At 42.6% G+C, this 17,954-nt stretch carries 19 protein-coding genes; all 19 read left to right on the top strand.

Annotation, left to right across the window (positions count from 1 at the left end):
• The first annotated feature begins 109 nt into the window (after positions 1-109).
• The 19 genes from AC2YHV_RS17005 to upp all read left to right on the top strand — a co-directional run bounded on the left by AC2YHV_RS17005 (position 110) and on the right by upp (position 17,945).
• Positions 110-481, top strand: a complete 372-nt coding sequence (locus AC2YHV_RS17005; protein ID WP_034315860.1) for a response regulator — start codon at positions 110-112, stop codon at positions 479-481.
• Between the two features lie 248 nt (positions 482-729).
• Positions 730-1,587, top strand: coding sequence for a class II fructose-bisphosphate aldolase (locus AC2YHV_RS17000; protein WP_048683519.1), 858 nt, complete (start codon positions 730-732; stop codon positions 1,585-1,587).
• A gap of 161 nt (positions 1,588-1,748) precedes the next feature.
• Complete coding sequence (gene fsa, locus AC2YHV_RS16995) at positions 1,749-2,399, top strand: fructose-6-phosphate aldolase (protein ID WP_034315855.1); 651 nt, start codon at positions 1,749-1,751, stop codon at positions 2,397-2,399.
• Positions 2,400-2,607: 208 nt separating this feature from the next.
• A complete protein-coding gene (murA, locus tag AC2YHV_RS16990) occupies positions 2,608-3,891 on the top strand; it encodes a UDP-N-acetylglucosamine 1-carboxyvinyltransferase (RefSeq protein ID WP_034315853.1) in 1,284 nt (427 codons plus the stop codon).
• A 99-nt stretch (positions 3,892-3,990) separates the two neighbouring features.
• On the top strand, positions 3,991-4,953 hold the full coding sequence (gene glpX / locus AC2YHV_RS16985; protein ID WP_034315852.1) for a class II fructose-bisphosphatase: 963 nt from the start codon (positions 3,991-3,993) through the stop codon (positions 4,951-4,953).
• 318 nt (positions 4,954-5,271) lie between these two features.
• Positions 5,272-6,561: a transcription termination factor Rho gene (rho, locus tag AC2YHV_RS16980; RefSeq protein WP_034315849.1), complete on the top strand. Its 1,290-nt coding sequence runs from the start codon at positions 5,272-5,274 to the stop codon at positions 6,559-6,561.
• A 149-nt stretch (positions 6,562-6,710) separates the two neighbouring features.
• Positions 6,711-6,911: a 50S ribosomal protein L31 gene (rpmE, locus tag AC2YHV_RS16975; RefSeq protein ID WP_034315847.1), complete on the top strand. Its 201-nt coding sequence runs from the start codon at positions 6,711-6,713 to the stop codon at positions 6,909-6,911.
• Positions 6,912-7,049: 138 nt separating this feature from the next.
• The gene (locus AC2YHV_RS16970) at positions 7,050-7,655 is read left to right on the top strand and encodes a thymidine kinase (protein ID WP_034315845.1); all 606 of its coding nucleotides are present in this window, start codon (positions 7,050-7,052) and stop codon (positions 7,653-7,655) included.
• 188 nt (positions 7,656-7,843) lie between these two features.
• Complete coding sequence (locus tag AC2YHV_RS16965) at positions 7,844-8,293, top strand: hypothetical protein (RefSeq protein WP_057278192.1); 450 nt, start codon at positions 7,844-7,846, stop codon at positions 8,291-8,293.
• Positions 8,294-8,457: 164 nt separating this feature from the next.
• Positions 8,458-9,528 carry a peptide chain release factor 1 gene (gene prfA / locus AC2YHV_RS16960; protein WP_048683507.1) on the top strand — a complete coding sequence of 357 codons (1,071 nt, stop codon included), beginning with the start codon at positions 8,458-8,460 and terminating at the stop codon, positions 9,526-9,528.
• A gap of 7 nt (positions 9,529-9,535) precedes the next feature.
• Positions 9,536-10,390, top strand: a complete 855-nt coding sequence (gene prmC, locus AC2YHV_RS16955; RefSeq protein WP_063577562.1) for a peptide chain release factor N(5)-glutamine methyltransferase — start codon at positions 9,536-9,538, stop codon at positions 10,388-10,390.
• Positions 10,391-10,540: 150 nt separating this feature from the next.
• A complete protein-coding gene (gene spoIIR / locus AC2YHV_RS16950) occupies positions 10,541-11,473 on the top strand; it encodes a stage II sporulation protein R (RefSeq protein ID WP_487373665.1) in 933 nt (310 codons plus the stop codon).
• 289 nt (positions 11,474-11,762) lie between these two features.
• Positions 11,763-12,812, top strand: coding sequence for an L-threonylcarbamoyladenylate synthase (locus AC2YHV_RS16945; RefSeq protein ID WP_106027217.1), 1,050 nt, complete (start codon positions 11,763-11,765; stop codon positions 12,810-12,812).
• A gap of 74 nt (positions 12,813-12,886) precedes the next feature.
• Positions 12,887-13,453, top strand: coding sequence for a manganese efflux pump MntP (locus AC2YHV_RS16940; RefSeq protein ID WP_048685870.1), 567 nt, complete (start codon positions 12,887-12,889; stop codon positions 13,451-13,453).
• 142 nt (positions 13,454-13,595) lie between these two features.
• On the top strand, positions 13,596-14,039 hold the full coding sequence (locus AC2YHV_RS16935) for a low molecular weight protein arginine phosphatase (protein WP_048685867.1): 444 nt from the start codon (positions 13,596-13,598) through the stop codon (positions 14,037-14,039).
• A gap of 333 nt (positions 14,040-14,372) precedes the next feature.
• Positions 14,373-14,819: a ribose 5-phosphate isomerase B gene (rpiB, locus tag AC2YHV_RS16930; RefSeq protein WP_034315832.1), complete on the top strand. Its 447-nt coding sequence runs from the start codon at positions 14,373-14,375 to the stop codon at positions 14,817-14,819.
• 59 nt (positions 14,820-14,878) lie between these two features.
• On the top strand, positions 14,879-15,472 hold the full coding sequence (locus AC2YHV_RS16925; RefSeq protein WP_487373664.1) for a TIGR01440 family protein: 594 nt from the start codon (positions 14,879-14,881) through the stop codon (positions 15,470-15,472).
• Positions 15,473-15,843: 371 nt separating this feature from the next.
• Positions 15,844-17,085, top strand: a complete 1,242-nt coding sequence (locus AC2YHV_RS16920; protein ID WP_053536892.1) for a serine hydroxymethyltransferase — start codon at positions 15,844-15,846, stop codon at positions 17,083-17,085.
• A 230-nt stretch (positions 17,086-17,315) separates the two neighbouring features.
• Positions 17,316-17,945, top strand: a complete 630-nt coding sequence (upp, locus tag AC2YHV_RS16915; protein WP_034315825.1) for a uracil phosphoribosyltransferase — start codon at positions 17,316-17,318, stop codon at positions 17,943-17,945.
• The last annotated feature ends 9 nt before the right edge of the window (positions 17,946-17,954 follow it).

Below are 17,954 nucleotides of genomic sequence, written 5' to 3'. Positions count from 1 at the left end.
ATGCGTTGCTCAAGTAATTTGACGCAATCTATGTAACTACCCTTTTTCGGGTAATAGGCCGAATAGGCTAATATATTAATGGATGAACCGGGAAGGGGGAGGTGATAAAATGCCAGGGAAAATATTGATTGTTGATGATCAATTCGGGATTCGTATTTTATTGAACGAGGTGTTACATAAAGAAGGGTATGAAACATTTCAAGCAGCTAATGGCATTCAAGCCTTGGAAGTGCTAAATAACCATTCACCCGATCTTGTATTGCTGGATATGAAGATTCCGGGAATGGATGGCATTGAGATCTTGAAAAGGATGAAAGTCGTCGATCCGGACATCCGGGTCATAATCATGACGGCATATGGTGAACTTGATATGATTCAAGAAGCAAAGGATTTAGGTGCAATGACACACTTTGCAAAGCCGTTTGATATTGATGATATTAGAAAAGCCGTTCGTGAATACTTACCGATTCAATCGAGTTAACGGTCTTGAAAGTTTAATATTATTGACGGGGAAATTACCGCGGCTATCTTTTTTTTAGATGGGCCGTGTTTTTTTGGAATAAAATTTGAGACATGGTACAGTTGTAATTGTTGCTGTTTTTTTGATGTATTGATATGCTAAAAGAGGAGAGATATTCTGATTTATAAAGCGTATGCTACTTTGGTTTTAGGGAATATCTAGAAAGAATTAACTTTAAAAATAAACATCCACTAGTAGGAGGAAATCAAATGCCTTTAGTTTCTATGAAAGATATGCTGAATAAAGCCCTTGATGAAAAATATGCAGTAGGTCAATTCAATATCAATAACCTTGAATGGACTCAAGCAATCCTAGCTGCTGCTGAACAAGAAAAATCTCCAGTCATCCTTGGTGTTTCCGAAGGTGCTGCCCGTCATATGGGTGGTTTTAAAACGACTGTCATGATGGTTCAAGGTTTGTTGGAAGACATGAAAATCACTGTTCCTGTGGCCATTCACCTTGACCATGGTTCAAGTTATGATAAATGTAAGGAAGCCATCGAAGCGGGATTCACTTCAGTAATGATCGATGCTTCACATCATCCAATTGAAGAAAATATCGAAACAACCAAGAAGGTTGTCGAATTCGCTCACGCACGTAATGTTTCGGTTGAAGCGGAAGTGGGCACGGTTGGCGGACAAGAAGATGATATAATCGCTGATGGAGTCGTATATGCAGACCCTCAAGAATGTGAACAGTTGGTTAAAGAAACGAATGTCGACTGTTTTGCTCCAGCTTTGGGATCCGTTCACGGACCATACAAAGGTGAACCTAACCTAGGCTATAAAGAAATGGAAGAAGTACGGGATTTAACGAACAAACCTCTTGTTCTTCATGGCGGTACAGGCATCCCTACGAAAGATATCCAAAAAGCGATTTCTCTTGGAACATCAAAAATCAATGTGAATACGGAAAATCAAATTGTGTTCACAAAAGCGGTTCGTGAAATCCTGAATAACGATTCTGAAGTGTACGATCCTCGTAAATACATGGTTCCTGGCCGTGAAGCTATTAAAGAAACGGTCATCGGCAAAATTCGTGAATTCGGTTCAAACGGCAAAGCATAATTTCAAAAGGGTTCCACCCCTTTAAATGTAAGGCAATATTCCCATTGGGGGGCTCCCCCCTAATGGTTTCTTTTAGATTTGGGCTTAATCCGATCTCTATTTTTCGAACAATTAGAATTCAATAGAGAAATAAAAAATCGATTACATACGGAGGATATTTTATGAAATTCTTTATAGATACAGCAAATATGGAAGAAATCAAACAAGCACACGAACTTGGCGTTCTAGCAGGTGTTACGACTAACCCATCACTTGTTGCAAGGGAAAAGGGAGTTTCTTTCCATGACCGGCTAAAAGAAATCACAAGCCTTGTTAAGGAATCCGTTTCTGCTGAAGTCATTGCGCTTGATTTTGAAGGAATGATGGCAGAAGCCAAGGAGCTTGTTGCGATTGCACCTAATATCACGATCAAAGTGCCAATGACTCCAGACGGCTTGAAGGCTGTTTCAGCACTTACAAAACAAGGTGTCAAAACAAATGTCACGCTTATTTTCAGTGCCAACCAAGCATTATTGGCAGCTAGGGCGGGAGCAACTTATGTATCGCCATTTTTAGGACGCTTGGACGATATCGGCCAAAATGGTTTGGATTTAATTTCGGATATTGCTGACATATTTGCAATTCATGATATCAATGCTGAGATCATTGCAGCTTCCATCCGCCATCCGATGCATATTACAGAAGCGGCTCTTAAAGGAGCACATATTGCAACGATTCCTTATAAAGTTTTAATGCAATTATTCCACCACCCATTAACGGATAAAGGGATTGAAGCTTTCTTGAATGATTGGAATTCACGTACAGAAGCATAATGCCTTGCCGCTAAGTCGCTATAGATTGCACTGTTTTGATAAAATTAACATAAATTAGAAATTTTTATCTTTTTTTACATGAATTTTCTACTTTTGTGTAAACTAAAGAACTAGATAGTAAATGTTGTCGGATTATGCAAATTTCTTGTGGTAAAATATTACTTTTTGGAAGTAGCTTCTAAGTGCTTAGCGTGGAAGGGAGTTTATTATGGAAAAACTTAAAATTGCCGGTGGCTATCCCCTAAAGGGAAGCATTCGTGTCAGCGGAGCAAAAAATAGTGCGGTTGCCCTTATTCCGGCAACAATTTTGGCGGACTCTCCCGTAACGATTGAAGGCCTGCCTGATATCTCGGATGTACAGATGCTGAAAGAGTTAATGGAGGAAATTGGCGGTGAGGTGTCCTTTGACGAAGGACAGATGACAGTCAACCCCAGCAGGATGATTTCAATGCCTCTTCCGAATGGCAGGGTCAAGAAGTTACGTGCTTCGTATTATTTAATGGGGGCAATGCTTGGTAAATTCAAAAAGGCAGTGATCGGCTTGCCAGGAGGCTGCCATTTAGGACCCCGTCCGATAGATCAGCATATTAAGGGGTTCGAAGCACTTGGCGCACAAGTGACGAATGAACAAGGAGCCATTTACCTTAGGGCGGACGAGCTCCGGGGAGCACGCATATATTTGGATGTCGTTAGTGTAGGGGCAACGATCAACATCATGCTTGCCGCCGTTTTGGCCAAAGGCCGCACTGTGATTGAAAACGCTGCGAAAGAACCGGAAATCATCGATGTCGCCACATTGTTGACCAATATGGGAGCAAAAATTAAGGGTGCTGGAACGGATATCATTCGTATTGATGGTGTGGAAAGTTTGCATGGTTGCAAGCATACGATCATACCGGATCGGATTGAAGCCGGTACTTTCATGATTTTAGCCGCTGCTGTCGGTGAAGGGATTCTGATCGATAATGTCATTCCCCAGCATTTGGAGTCATTGACTGCCAAATTGAGGGAAATGGGGATCAATATTGAAGCGGGTGATGACCAGATATTTGTCTCACCGGGAGAAAATTATAAATCCGTTGATATCAAGACGTTGGTTTACCCTGGATTCCCAACAGATCTTCAGCAACCTTTCACTTCCCTTTTAACAAAAGCAAGCGGTTCTAGCATGGTGACCGATACGATATACGGGGCACGATTTAAGCATATTGATGAACTGCGACGCATGAATGCGAAGATCAAAGTCGAGGGCAGAGCGGGCATCGTCGATGGTCCTGTCCAACTTCATGGGGCAAAAGTGAAGGCAAGCGATTTACGTGCCGGAGCAGCTCTGGTAATTGCCGGTTTAATGGCAGAAGGGATTACAGAAGTGACAGGGCTTGAACATATAGATCGCGGATATAGCCATCTTGTTGAAAAACTTTCAGGTTTGGGAGCGACGATTTGGCGTGAAGAAATGACGCAAGAAGAAGTGGAGCAGCTTAAAAGCTGATCCCTTTTCTTGTTACCTCATTGTGTTACTATATATGATATAATGTGTTATACTAATATATAAATAAATCATGCTAGTGTACATGAGGGGGAACCGGAAATGGAAAGAAGTTTATCGATGGAGCTAGTCCGCGTAACAGAGGCGGCGGCACTAAATTCAGCTCGTTGGATGGGAAGAGGAAAGAAAGACGAAGCGGATGATGCAGCAACAACTGCGATGCGGGATGTTTTCAATACCATTCCCATGCAAGGAACGGTTGTAATCGGTGAAGGGGAAATGGATGAGGCGCCAATGCTTTATATTGGCGAAAAACTTGGAACTGGTCTTGGACCACTAGTGGATGTTGCGGTTGATCCATTAGAAGGAACGAACATCGTTGCATCTGGCGGCTGGAATGCATTGGCTGTATTGGCGATAGCCGATAAGGGGAACTTGCTTCATGCCCCGGATATGTATATGGATAAAATAGCAGTCGGACCCGAGGCAGTTGGTCAGATTGATATCAATGCTTCCGTGTTGGACAACCTGAAAGCGGTAGCCAAGGCAAAAAATAAAGATATCCAAGACGTGGTTGCAACAGTATTGAACCGCGATCGTCATTCGAAGATCATTCATGAACTTCGTGAGGCAGGGGCACGTATCAAGCTGATCAATGATGGAGATGTCGCAGGAGCGATAAATACGGCCTTCGATCTTACCGGTGTTGACATCTTATTCGGATCTGGCGGAGCTCCAGAGGGAGTCATTGCAGCCGTTGCCTTGAAATGCCTTGGAGGGGAAATTCAAGGTAAGCTCGTTCCACATACTGATGAAGAAGTGGAACGCTGTGGGAAAATGGGCCTTGAATTAGGAAAAGTCCTCAGAATGGAAGATCTTGTTCGCGGAGATGACGCAATTTTTGCTGCAACAGGTGTGACTGACGGAGAACTTTTACGCGGTGTACAATTTAAAGGGCATTACGGCGAAACGCAATCCGTAGTCATGCGTGCTAAATCTGGTACCGTTCGATTCATTGATGGGCGTCACAGTCTTAAGATTAAACCGAATGGTTTGATTGACTGATAGCGTTTTTTAGAAAAATCACTTTTAAAAAGCGAGCGGTTTCATCGCTCGCTTTCTCTTTAAAAAAATTTAAGTTGAATAATTAAAATAAAAAAAGTAAAATAAAGCTTGGTCTACTATTAATAATTTAAAATCTGCCCTTTCACTCCAAACTTCAAGAAGCCTTCAAATAATTTTCTTCTTTACATGTAAAAATGTATCATCCTTTCTAAGAAAACTCTGGTCGGGTACATGGATTGCGGTTTTTCTTCCATCTAACAAACCAATTCTTTTTCAGTATGGGTGAAAACGTTTAATTAATAAAAGTGTGGTGTCATAATGAATTTAACTATTTCTAATTTAGAAAACATGAAACTTAAGGATCTCTATGAGCACGCTCGTGAATATAAAGTTTCCTATTACAGCAAACTTTCCAAAAAGGAACTTATTTTCGCTATCCTGAAAGCGCAAGCTGAGCAGGACGGTCTCCTATTCATGGAGGGCGTTTTAGAGATCATCCCTTCAGAGGGCTTCGGTTTCCTGCGTCCAATTAATTATTCTCCAAGCTCGGAGGATATTTATATTTCGGCTTCACAGATCCGCAGATTCGATTTGCGAAATGGAGATAAAGTGTCCGGTAAGGTAAGGCCTCCAAAAGAAAACGAGCGCTATTATGGATTGCTGCATGTTGAAGCGGTCAATGGCGATAATCCGGAATCAGCTAAAGAGCGTGTCCACTTTCCAGGTTTAACACCGCTGTATCCTAACAGGCAAATTAAACTGGAAACGACACCGAAGAACTTATCGACCAGGATTATGGATGTCCTGGCACCGGTCGGTTTTGGACAGCGTGGTCTGATTGTTGCACCGCCAAAAGCCGGTAAAACGATGCTCATCAAGGAAATTGCCAATGCGATAACCACAAACCATCCCGAATCGGAATTGATTGTGCTGTTGATCGATGAACGCCCGGAAGAAGTGACAGACATTGAACGTTCCGTCGCAGGAGACGTGGTAAGTTCAACTTTCGATGAAGTGCCGGAAAACCATATCAAGGTGGCTGAGCTGGTGTTGGAACGAGCCATGCGCCTTGTGGAGCATAAACGGGATGTCATCATTTTAATGGACAGCATCACTCGCCTAGCCCGTGCTTACAACCTTGTCATTCCGCCGAGCGGACGTACACTGTCAGGGGGTATTGACCCTGCTGCATTCCATCGTCCGAAACGCTTTTTCGGTGCGGCGAGGAATATCGAGGAAGGCGGCAGCCTGACAATCCTTGCTACAGCATTGGTAGATACGGGTTCAAGAATGGATGATGTCATTTATGAAGAATTTAAAGGTACGGGTAATATGGAGCTGCATCTAGATCGTGCCCTTGCCGAAAGGCGGATCTTCCCGGCAATCGATATTCGTCGCTCAGGCACGCGTAAAGAAGAATTGCTAATTCCGAAAGATCGCCTGGATAAACTATGGGCCATTAGGAAAACGATGTCAGATTCGCCTGATTTCTCGGAGAAATTCCTTCGCCGTCTAAAACAGACAAAAGGCAATGAAGAATTTTTCAGTAAGCTGGATGAAGAGATGTCAGAAATGAAAAAGGGTCCAGCGAGCGTAAAACGTTCTTAAACCCTGTAAGAAACAAACAGTTGCACAACTAGTCTTAAGTTGTTATAATGAGTTCATGTGTTTTTACAATAAATGTGAGGGTGCTTTTCCCTCAACTTGAAGTATATAACTCTGTTTCGAATGATTCAGGGCATAAGGAGATGAAAAGAATGAAAACTGGAATTCATCCAAATTATAAGCTTTCAAAAGTAATTTGCTCTTGCGGAAACACTTTTGAAACTGGTTCAGTTAAAGAAGAGATCAAAGTTGAGACTTGTTCAGAGTGCCATCCATTCTATACTGGTCGTCAAAAATTCGCTGAAGCTGGCGGACGTGTTGATCGTTTCAACAAAAAATACGGTATTAAATAAGCCGGACTTTTTAAAAAACAGGCAAGTATTTTTCTTGCCTGTTTTTTCTTTTCCATAAACAAGTAAGAATTTATTAAAAGCCAGGTCGACTTCAATTATGGCCAATGGATCGACAGGTGGAAGGGAGTAGCTGTTTCCATGTATGTAATGAAACAAACAGGCTGGATCGAGCTTATTTGCGGAAGCATGTTTTCAGGTAAATCTGAAGAATTGATTAAACGAGTCAGCCGTGCTCAATTTGCTAAAGAGCAGATAGCTGTATTTAAACCAGCTATTGATAATCGCTATGCGGAAGAGGCTGTCGTATCACACAATGGCTCTTCTGTGATGGCAAAACCGATTGCCCATTCAACGGATATTTTTAAGTATTTGGACAAGCCCTTGGATATCATTGCAATAGATGAAGTGCAATTTTTTGATCATGAAATTATCGGGGTTGCCCAGCATCTTGCGGACAGCGGTTATCGAGTGATTATGGCTGGACTCGATCAAGATTTCAGAGGTGAACCATTCGGCCCTATGCCTGTTCTATTATCGCTTGCAGAATCGGTGACTAAGCTGCAGGCAGTGTGTGAAGTATGCGGCTCACCTGCGAGCAGGACACAGCGCTTGATAGATGGGGAGCCGGCCTCCTATGATGAGCCGATCATCCTTGTGGGTGCATCGGAATCGTACGAGCCCCGCTGCCGCCATCATCACGAAGTTCCGGGTAAGCAGGCTGTTGGGATTAAAGAACATATTTGAATGATGGTGCCCTATGATCCAATGAGATCACAGGGTGCTTTTTTTATGCGGAAAAATGGAAAAACTGTCGAGTTATTCAGGTGGCCTGACCAATACATGGAAGGGAAATAAAAGATAAATATTGCCCCATTTTGGGTAGGCTAACGAGGAAATGTTCTTCTTAACCAGTCAAAATGGAGGGAAAAAATATGAAATCAAAACTGCTTATCATGACGGCCTTTCTGCTTGCTGCACTAACGGCATGCGGTCAAAATGACAATGCAATAAATAATGATTCGGAATATGGGGATCAATCCCGGGATGGCAGGGTTGGCAATGGTTTAAATCAAGTATCCAATAAAGATTGGGATAATGAAGCGGAACGACCATCAGATCAGGTCCTTAACACACCGCATCATACATCCAATAATTCTCCATCCATGGGTCAGCAAATTGATGAAATCCGCGGGGTGATCGAATCGGAAACTAATTATGAGGCCGGTTCCGTTTGGTTTAATGGAAATACCATACACGTTACGGTCCATGATAAAGGCAAAATCAAGACCGAAAAAGAAAGAAAAAAGGAAATGCAGCGAATACAAGGCATGATAAACAGGGTTGTGCCTCAATATAATGTAGATGTCAAATTAAATAAGTAACGGCACGACATTTTTGAATCTCTTTGACGTTGATTATTCACCTATACTATAATTAACCTAGAAGTGAACTGAGCTGGGGCACTGAGCTACTTATTTATAGTAATAAGAGATGGATTACTTCCAAATCGTTTAAGATGTTTTGGAAAATTTATGAGGTGAATAATTTGTTTGATCGTTTGCAAGCAGTAGAAGATAGATATGAAAGATTGAATGAACTATTAAGTGACCCGGAGATCATTAATGACTCCAAGAAGCTAAGGGAATATTCCAAGGAGCAATCCAGCATTCAAGAGACCGCGTCGACTTATAAAGAATATAAAGCGGTTCGTGAGCAACTTCAGGAAGCGAAGGCAATGCTGGAGGAGAAACTTGATGCGGAAATGCGTGAAATGGTAAAAGAAGAGATCAATGAACTTGATGAGACCATACAAGGCCTTGAGGATAAGCTGAAAATATTGCTTATTCCGAAAGACCCCAACGATGATAAAAACGTAATCATGGAGATCCGCGGTGCGGCTGGCGGAGATGAGGCGGCCTTATTTGCAGGCAGTCTATACCGGATGTATAGCCGTTTTGCCGAGGTGCAGGGCTGGCGGACTGAAGTCATTGAAGCAAATCCTACTGGGCTTGGCGGCTACAAGGAAATCATATTCATGATTAATGGCAATGGCGCTTATTCAAAGTTGAAATTCGAAAATGGAGCCCATCGCGTTCAGCGAGTACCTGAAACGGAATCAGGCGGTCGGATTCATACATCTACAGCCACGGTTGCCGTTTTACCTGAAGCTGAGGAAGTGGAAGTTGAAATCCATGATAAGGATATTCGTGTCGATACCTTTGCATCAAGCGGTCCTGGAGGGCAAAGTGTCAATACGACAATGTCAGCGGTGCGCTTGACTCATATTCCGACTAATACGGTTGTATCCTGTCAAGATGAAAAATCACAAATTAAGAACAAAGAAAAGGCAATGAAGGTTTTGCGTGCCAGGGTGTTCGATAAAATCAATCGCGAAATACAGGCGGAATATGATCAAAACAGGAAGCTGGCCGTTGGAACGGGCGATCGATCTGAAAGGATTCGGACTTATAACTTCCCGCAAAACCGCGTTACCGACCACCGCATTGGTTTAACGATTCAAAAACTGGATCAAATCATGGAAGGTAAACTGGATGAAGTCGTTGATGCATTAATCATGGAAGACCAATCTTCAAGGCTGGAAAATGCAGATGAGTAATTCTGCCGTGAAAGTTTTTGAAGCCCTTAAATGGGCTTCTTCTTTTTTAAAGGAAAATGATCGTGATGCCAATGCTGGGGAAATCCTGTTACAGCACTTTTTAAAACAAACTCGCTCCCAAATGCTGGCCAACCTTCATGATGAGCTTAGTGAAGCGGATTTTGGGCAATTTAAGGACGCTATTGAGCTGCATGCTGAGGGGACGCCCATCCAATATATAATCGGCAGTGAAGAATTTTATGGACGGACCTTTTTTGTGAATGAAGAAGTGCTCATACCGAGACCGGAAACAGAAGAATTGATTTATTATACATTACGTAAACTCCCGGCGATTTTTATGGAGGGACAGAAGCTCCGTTTAGTTGATATTGGGACTGGCAGCGGCGCAATTGCCATAACGATGAAACTCGAAAAATCAAACCTGATGGTGACGGCCACGGATATAGCGCAACCATCGCTTGAGGTGGCGAGGAAAAATGCCGAATCACTTGGTGCCGAAGTGGAGTTCATGCAAGGTGATTTGCTTTCGCCTTTCATGAATATAAACGAGAAGGTGGACATTCTTTTATCGAATCCGCCATATATACCAGAAGATGATCATAAATCCATGTCAGTGGTCGTGACTGGTCATGAACCACACCGTGCGTTGTTTGCCGGTATCGATGGGCTGGATTTTTACCGCCGCTTTATGGAACAGTTACCTTTGGTGATGAAGGTGCCAGGACTGATCGGTTTTGAAGTGGGTGCAGGACAGGGGGCGGCGGTTGCCGATTTATTGAAGCGAACCTTTCCTGCCGCGGAAGTATCCATCATAAATGACATTAATGAAAAAGATCGAATGGTCTTTGCTGAATTAAAATGATCCGTCTCCCTTATGTGAGACGGTTTTTTTTAGGGACAGCACCCTCATTATCCTTTGGAATCTATATTTCCAGCTATCAACTTTTTTGTTTTTACTAGTTTAAGATAGCTGAAAAATGGTGAGACTGATTCATGTGAGGGGGCGAAGGCGATGAAAACTAAACATTTAGCCATTATTTATCTATTAATCTTAACTATAGGAACGATCGTAAGTATATATATGCCTAAAGCGGAGATGGTCGGTGCAGAAGATACAAAGGTAATCCCGGATGAGGCGATTCGGCTGCGGATACTCGCCAATAGTGATAAAGAAGAGGACCAAGCGGTTAAACGGCTGATTAGGGATAAGGTAAATGAAGATATCACAAAGTGGGTCGCTGAGCTTACTTCTTTGGATGAGGCGAGGGATGTGATCACCTCGCATCTGCCGGATATCCAGGCGACGGCTGAGGCGGTAATAAAGGAACAGGGTTTGGAGCAGTCGGTGAAAGTGGATTTTGGACAAGCTGAATTTCCGACAAAGCTGTACGGGCAGTATTTATATCCGGCAGGGGAATATGAAGCAGTGATTATCACGCTTGGTGAAGGGGACGGTGCTAATTGGTGGTGTGTGTTATTTCCCCCATTGTGTTTCTTGGATTTTTCAAATGGGACGGCTGTAAGTCAAAGTCCGATTGTCGAGGATGAAGAGGAAGGTTCCTTGACTTCGGAAGGAACGGCGTATGCTGCAACGAATGAAGAGAGTGAACCTGTTGCGGAGGAAGTGGTTGAAGAAGAAGTGCTGGCTGAAAAGGAAAAAAGGCCGGAGGAAGTAGTTGAAGAAGAGGTAATCGAGGAGAGTGTAAAAGAGGAAGCACCGGAAGTAACGGTAAAAGAAGAGGTTGTACAGCCAGAGGTAAAAGAAGAAGTGGCAGTGAAAGATAAGGAACAAGTGACAGAGGAAGTGATTGAAGGGAAAGCTGAAGAAAACAAGGTTGAACTTGCGGCATCCAATGAAAAAGGTCAACAATTATATGAAGGGGAAAAGGAGCCCGAGGTGGAAGTGAAGTCCTTGTTTGCAGAAATCTTCAATGATCTATTTTAAGGAGGGGGCAGAGTCCCTCTTCTTTAAATTCAGATAATTTTAAAAACATATCCACAGGGTTATTAACAAAAAATCAAAAAAGTCTGTCATTAATCATTAATATCCACAAAGTTATCCACGGATTCGATGTGGTTATCCCCAATTTGTGGATAACACTTGAAATATGTGTATACTTCTTTTATACTTTCAAAGTATCTTTTAAGTGGAATTCGTACGTTAAGTTGAAAATACCGTTCATATTAAAGCGATTATATAAAATAAGAAATGTTAAAAGGCGATGGTGTTCAAGATGAAAACGAAAATTTGGTCAGTGGATAAAAATGTGGATAATTTACAAAGTTATCCCCAGATTACACAATCAGCTGAATTATTAAAGGCTAATCAAGTAGTTGCTTTTCCTACAGAGACCGTTTATGGACTCGGCGCGAATGCCAAAAATGACGAGGCGGTCAAAAAAGTGTTCGAAGCAAAGGGGCGTCCAAGTGATAATCCTTTAATCGTTCATATAGCCTCCGATGACCAGTTGTCGGGTATTGTAGAAGAGATTCCGGAACAGGCCCGGAAGCTAATGGCAGAATTTTGGCCGGGTCCTTTGACTTTGATCATGAAACGGAAACCGGGCCAGCTATCGAATCTTGTGACAGCTGGATTGGACACGGTGGCTGTCAGGATGCCGGATCATCAGGTTGCCCTTGGCCTTATTCGTGCGAGTGGTTTGCCCATTGCGGCTCCAAGTGCAAATACTTCCGGGAAACCAAGCCCCACTTCAGCAAAACATGTTGAAGATGACTTGATGGGCCGGATTGCAGGTATAGTCGATGGCGGGAATACAGGTGTGGGCGTGGAATCCACAGTACTGGATTGCACTGTGGAAGTCCCTGTTATTTTAAGGCCTGGCGGGGTGACCCTGGAACAGCTGGAAGCGGTAATTGGGGAAGTCAGGCAAGATGTCGCTTTGAAGAATCAGGAAACGGCGCCAAAGGCTCCGGGCATGAAATATACCCACTATGCTCCGAAGGCCCCTCTATTTTTAGTCAAGGGTAATCAAGCTTTCCTTCAGAAGCTTGTGGATGAAAAAAGAAGTGACGGGTTAAAGGTGGGCATCATTACGGCTCATGAACATCAACAGGATTATAAGGCGGATTATGTGGTTGTCCCAGGTTCACTAGCCGATTTACATACAGTTGCGACAGGCTTATATGATGCCTTAAGACAGTTTGACGAGCTGGAGGTCGATGTCATTTTTAGTGAAATGTTTCCTGACCATGGAATAGGGGCTGCGGTCATGAACCGGCTTGAGAAGGCAGCAGGTCATCAAATCATCAAGGAACATGTGTAATAAGGACTGATTTATCCTTCTATTTCTTTTCGGACATGCATAACATGTAGTAGGCACGTCCGAGGGGGATTGGAATGAATACATTTGCTGGAGAAATCATCACCTTATTGCTAATGGCCTTCGCTTTGGGAATGGATGCCTTTTCAGTGGGCCTTGGAATGGGAATGTTTAAGCTAAGGTTGAGGCAAATTCTGTTTATAGGTTTGACAGTCGGCATTTTTCATATTTGGATGCCCTTGCTTGGAATGGGGGCAGGCCGTTTCATTTCAGAAAAATTCGGGACCTTCGCTACATACGCCGGCGGTCTATTGTTGATCATTCTTGGTATACAGATGTTTATTCCTGGTAAAAAGGATGGGGCTGGTGCCATGCAAAATAAGATGCTGGCTCCTGTCGGGAAAGGTTTAATCATTTTTGCTTTAGGGGTAAGCCTGGATAGCTTCTCGGTAGGGTTGACTCTGGGGATTTACGGTGCCAAAACGATTTTAACGGTTCTTTGTTTTGGGTTTGCCGCCACTCTATTAACGTGGGCGGGGCTTTTACTGGGTAGAAAAATGCAGGGTTTGCTTGGCGTGTATAGTGAGATTCTTGGCGGAAGCATTCTGTGTGCGTTTGGATTGAAACTATTGTTCTCTTTTTGATCCGCCTGAATTCATATCATTCCTACCTCAACTGTTCCGATTAACGGAGCGGTTTTTATTTTTCTTCGGACAAAATGACAGTGATTTTTTGACTATAATAAACGGGCGATAGCTTATAATGAATAAAAAAGGAGGCGTTAAAATGATCCGAGTATTATTTGTATGTACAGGTAACACATGCCGAAGCCCGATGGCAGAAGCGATATTGAAAAACAAGAATATTGCGGGTGTTGAAGTGAAGTCCGCAGGCGTGTATGCTTCGACAGGTCAGGATGCTTCAATGCATGCTAAAAATGTATTGGTTGAAAATGACATAGTGCATAATCATCATTCAACGCCTTTATCCGCGAAGGAAATGGAGTGGGCGACTCATATCTTCACCATGACGGAAGGGCATAAATCGGCCATTACCCGTTCATATCCCCAAATGATCGATAAGACCTTTACTTTAAAAGAATTCATTCTCGGAGATAAATATGATAGAGATATAATGGATCCGTTCGGCGGTTCTGAAGGCATTTATCGGGAAACGTTCAGAGAGCTGCAGGAATTGATAGATGAATTAGTCAAAAGGCTTAAAAATTGAACTGGCGTACATAATGTTGCCGCTGGGGTAAAAGATACTACTAAGCTTGGTATAGGATCAAGGCAGCATTGGCTGCCATTGCAGAATAAGCATCTGCTGGAGCGGAAGAAGTGACGGCTGTCACAAGCGAACAAGGGGCAGTCATGGAAAATGTCGAAAAATCGGCAATGGAACTTAAAGCGAAAGCCGAAAAGTTGAACAGGACCATTACCCGCTAGCAGGAAACCAGAGTAGGTTTCCTGCTTCTTTGCGGGGAAAAGGATGGACATCCTTTATCTTTTCATAATTTTGTGACACAATAAAATCAAATGAAAAAGCTAGAGGAGGATTATGATGAAAGTTGCGATTGCTTCGGATCATGGTGGAATACATATCCGTGAAGAAATAAAGAATTTATTGAATGAGTTACAGATTCCATTTGAGGACTTTGGCTGTGAATGCAGTACGTCGGTGGATTATCCTGATTATGCCTTGCCGGTTGCTGAAAAAGTGGCAAGGGGTGAGTTCGATCGGGGCATTTTAATCTGTGGAACTGGAATCGGAATGAGCATTGCTGCCAATAAGGTCAAAGGAATACGATGTGCATTGGTTCATGATGTCTATAGTGCGAAATTGACCCGTCAGCATAATGATACCAATATGTTAGCGATGGGGGAACGTGTCATTGGCCCGGGTCTAGCCAGGGAAATTGCCCAAACGTGGCTGACTTCGGAATTTGAGGGCGGGCGCCATCAAAACAGGATTGGTAAGATTGCGGAGTACGAAGGTAAGCACAGCTAATTCTTTTGGTTTTTGGAGAGTTCCGATAGTAAGTTTTCTTATTGAAAGGATGCGTTTTCATGACAAGTGATGCTACATTTTCAAATGAGCTTGAGATATGGGAAAACCAGTTTCGGGAACTTTTATACGAGTTCCAAGAACAGACGGCTTTAAAAGAGAAACAGCTACTGGTTATCGGCTGCAGTACAAGTGAAGTGATCGGGAAAAGGATCGGTACTGAAGGGACACTCGATGTTGCTGGGATGATTTTTTCCGTAGTGAGGGATTTTCAAGGAAAAACGGGTGTTCAGGTTGCATATCAATGTTGTGAGCATCTAAACAGGGCCTTGGTTTTACAAAGGGAAACCGCGATTCGTTATGGTTATGAAGAAGTTTCGGTCGTACCTGTAAGAACAGCTGGTGGATCGATGGCGACGTACGCCTATCAGCAATGGAAAGATGCAGTCGTCGTTGAACATATCAAAGCGGATGCGGGGATAGATATTGGAGACACATTCATTGGTATGCATCTGAAGCATGTTGCAGTTCCGATTCGCTCTGCCATTAAAGAAATAGGACATGCACATGTGACGATGGCAAAAACCCGCCCGAAGCTGATTGGCGGGGAGCGTGCAGTTTATCTGGACCTCTCTGAAAACAAAAGTTGTACTTAATGGGTAAGTAAGACAGCATTTCTCGGATGGGGAATGCTGTTTTTTAATTAAGGCGGGCAAAATCGTAACGCTCAAGGTAAAGGATCAAAAGAAAAAACTTTCCTTTATAGTGCTAATAGAATGGTGATTTCGCTCTTGTAATATAAGGTGAAAGAGCTATTTACCATAATTCTGATGTTAAATACGAACATTTTTAAATGAAAAAACATTTAATGTTCGATAAAATTAGACTATCACTTCTAAATTAGACATGTTAAAATGGAGTAGAATTTTCTAATAACTATTGATATGGCTTTTTCATGCTTTTTGAAGGCATGTTGCACATAAATACTAAAAAGCGAATCACGCACAATTTAAGGAGGAATTACGGAATGAATCGTTTAGCAAAGCAAGATGAGCAAGTGTTTAACGCAATTCAACTGGAATTAGGGCGTCAAAGAAGTAAAATTGAGCTTATTGCTTCTGAAAACTTCGTGAGTGAAGCTGTCATGGAAGCGCAAGGATCGGTCTTGACTAATAAGTATGCAGAAGGATACCCTGGAAAACGTTACTATGGCGGATGTGAGTATGTAGACATCGTTGAAGATCTAGCACGTGAGCGTGCGAAAGAAATTTTCGGAGGCGAGTATGTGAACGTACAGCCTCACTCTGGAGCTCAAGCCAATATGGCCGTTTACTTTACAGTGCTTCAAACTGGCGACACAGTGCTTGGGATGAACCTTTCGCATGGCGGTCACTTAACACATGGAAGTCCAGTAAACTTCAGTGGTGTTAACTACAACTTTGTTGAATATGGTGTAGACGAAAAAGATCACCGTATCGATTACAATGATGTATTGGAAAAAGCGCGTCAACACAAACCTAAATTGATCGTAGCGGGTGCAAGTGCATATCCACGGGAAATCGACTTCAAGCGATTCCGTGAAATTGCGGATGAAGTCGGGGCATATTTAATGGTCGACATGGCGCATATTGCAGGTTTAGTTGCGGCTGGATTACATCAAAGTCCAATTCCTTATGCTGACTTTGTAACGACAACTACTCATAAAACACTTCGCGGACCACGCGGCGGGATGATCATCTGTAAAGAAGAATTCGGTAAGAAGATCGATAAATCCATCTTCCCTGGAATTCAAGGCGGTCCTTTGATGCATGTTATATCAGCTAAGGCTGTTGCATTCGGCGAAGCGCTTCAAGATGATTTTAAAGTATATGCTCAACAAATCATCGACAATGCTAAACGTTTGGGTGAAGGTTTGAAGAAAGAAGGGTTCACTCTTGTTTCTGATGGAACGGACAATCACTTAATTCTTCTTGATGTACGCTCTACAGGGTTAACGGGAAAAATCGCAGAGCATGTTTTGGATGAAATCGGTATTACCGTGAACAAAAATGCGATTCCTTATGACCCGGAAAAACCATTCGTTACCAGCGGTATACGTATTGGGACTGCGGCAGTGACATCACGTGGCTTCGGATTGGAAGACATGGATGAAATAGCTGCTATCATCGGACTTGTATTGAAAAATAATGAAGACGCAGCTAAGCTTGAAGAAGCAAAACAGCGTGTTGAATCATTAGCGAACAAATTTGAATTATATCCTTCATTGTAATATCGGGCCGCTCCCTTTAAAGGGAGCGGTTTTTTCATTTATGGAAGTCGGTGTGTTAGAAGAATCCGAATAGTGAAAATAGGTCTGACAACTAAACCTTTATTGAAGATTGAAACATTTTTCTGTAAAATAGGTTGAAGTGAAATTTAAAAGACACGAAAATTTTTCTATTCGATTAGGGAAATCATAAAAAAGCGCAAAACTAAGCAATGGAATTGGAGAGATGCCAAATGGGAAAAGTTTATGTTTTCGATCACCCGTTAATTCAACACAAATTAGCCTATATACGTGATATAAATACAGGAACAAAAGAATTCCGTGAACTAGTGGATGAAGTTGCATCATTGATGGCATTTGAAATCACGAGAGATATGCCGCTGGAAGAAGTGGAAATCCAAACGCCTGTAAGCACAGCGAAAGTGAAAATGCTTTCTGGTAAAAAAGTGGGAATCGTCCCGATTTTACGTGCGGGCATAGGGATGGTGGACGGAATCATTAAGCTGATTCCTGCTGCAAAGGTCGGACATGTTGGACTTTACCGTGATCCTGAAACATTGAAACCGGTTGAATATTATGCGAAGATGCCAAGTGACTTGGCAGAAAGGGAATGCATTGTCGTTGACCCGATGCTAGCCACTGGCGGATCAGCCATCGAAGCGATCCATTCCATTAAAAAACGCGGTGCAGTCAATATTAAATTCATGTGTTTGATTGCAGCTCCAGAGGGTGTGGAAGCTTTAAAAGAAGCTCATCCTGATGTTGATATCTATATTGCGGGTCTTGACGAAAAACTGAATGAACATGGTTATATCGTTCCGGGTCTTGGAGACGCAGGAGATCGTTTATTCGGCACAAAATAAGGAAAGAAA

Source organism: Peribacillus sp. SRI_006 (assembly GCF_057586375.1).
The sequence above is the reverse complement of the archived record's forward strand: the minus strand, read 5'-3'. Positions and strand labels throughout refer to the sequence as shown.

What these genes read in the sequence shown, in the direction of transcription:
- AC2YHV_RS17005 (WP_034315860.1), top strand. Translation starts at nt 110, where the DNA reads ATGCCAGGGAAAATATTGATTGTTGATGATCAATTCGGGATTCGTATT.
- AC2YHV_RS17000 (WP_048683519.1), top strand. Translation starts at nt 730, where the DNA reads ATGCCTTTAGTTTCTATGAAAGATATGCTGAATAAAGCCCTTGATGAA.
- fsa (WP_034315855.1), top strand. Translation starts at nt 1,749, where the DNA reads ATGAAATTCTTTATAGATACAGCAAATATGGAAGAAATCAAACAAGCA.
- murA (WP_034315853.1), top strand. Translation starts at nt 2,608, where the DNA reads ATGGAAAAACTTAAAATTGCCGGTGGCTATCCCCTAAAGGGAAGCATT.
- glpX (WP_034315852.1), top strand. Translation starts at nt 3,991, where the DNA reads ATGGAAAGAAGTTTATCGATGGAGCTAGTCCGCGTAACAGAGGCGGCG.
- rho (WP_034315849.1), top strand. Translation starts at nt 5,272, where the DNA reads ATGAATTTAACTATTTCTAATTTAGAAAACATGAAACTTAAGGATCTC.
- rpmE (WP_034315847.1), top strand. Translation starts at nt 6,711, where the DNA reads ATGAAAACTGGAATTCATCCAAATTATAAGCTTTCAAAAGTAATTTGC.
- AC2YHV_RS16970 (WP_034315845.1), top strand. Translation starts at nt 7,050, where the DNA reads ATGTATGTAATGAAACAAACAGGCTGGATCGAGCTTATTTGCGGAAGC.
- AC2YHV_RS16965 (WP_057278192.1), top strand. Translation starts at nt 7,844, where the DNA reads ATGAAATCAAAACTGCTTATCATGACGGCCTTTCTGCTTGCTGCACTA.
- spoIIR (WP_487373665.1), top strand. Translation starts at nt 10,541, where the DNA reads ATGAAAACTAAACATTTAGCCATTATTTATCTATTAATCTTAACTATA.
- AC2YHV_RS16945 (WP_106027217.1), top strand. Translation starts at nt 11,763, where the DNA reads ATGAAAACGAAAATTTGGTCAGTGGATAAAAATGTGGATAATTTACAA.
- AC2YHV_RS16940 (WP_048685870.1), top strand. Translation starts at nt 12,887, where the DNA reads ATGAATACATTTGCTGGAGAAATCATCACCTTATTGCTAATGGCCTTC.
- AC2YHV_RS16935 (WP_048685867.1), top strand. Translation starts at nt 13,596, where the DNA reads ATGATCCGAGTATTATTTGTATGTACAGGTAACACATGCCGAAGCCCG.
- rpiB (WP_034315832.1), top strand. Translation starts at nt 14,373, where the DNA reads ATGAAAGTTGCGATTGCTTCGGATCATGGTGGAATACATATCCGTGAA.
- AC2YHV_RS16925 (WP_487373664.1), top strand. Translation starts at nt 14,879, where the DNA reads ATGACAAGTGATGCTACATTTTCAAATGAGCTTGAGATATGGGAAAAC.
- AC2YHV_RS16920 (WP_053536892.1), top strand. Translation starts at nt 15,844, where the DNA reads ATGAATCGTTTAGCAAAGCAAGATGAGCAAGTGTTTAACGCAATTCAA.
- upp (WP_034315825.1), top strand. Translation starts at nt 17,316, where the DNA reads ATGGGAAAAGTTTATGTTTTCGATCACCCGTTAATTCAACACAAATTA.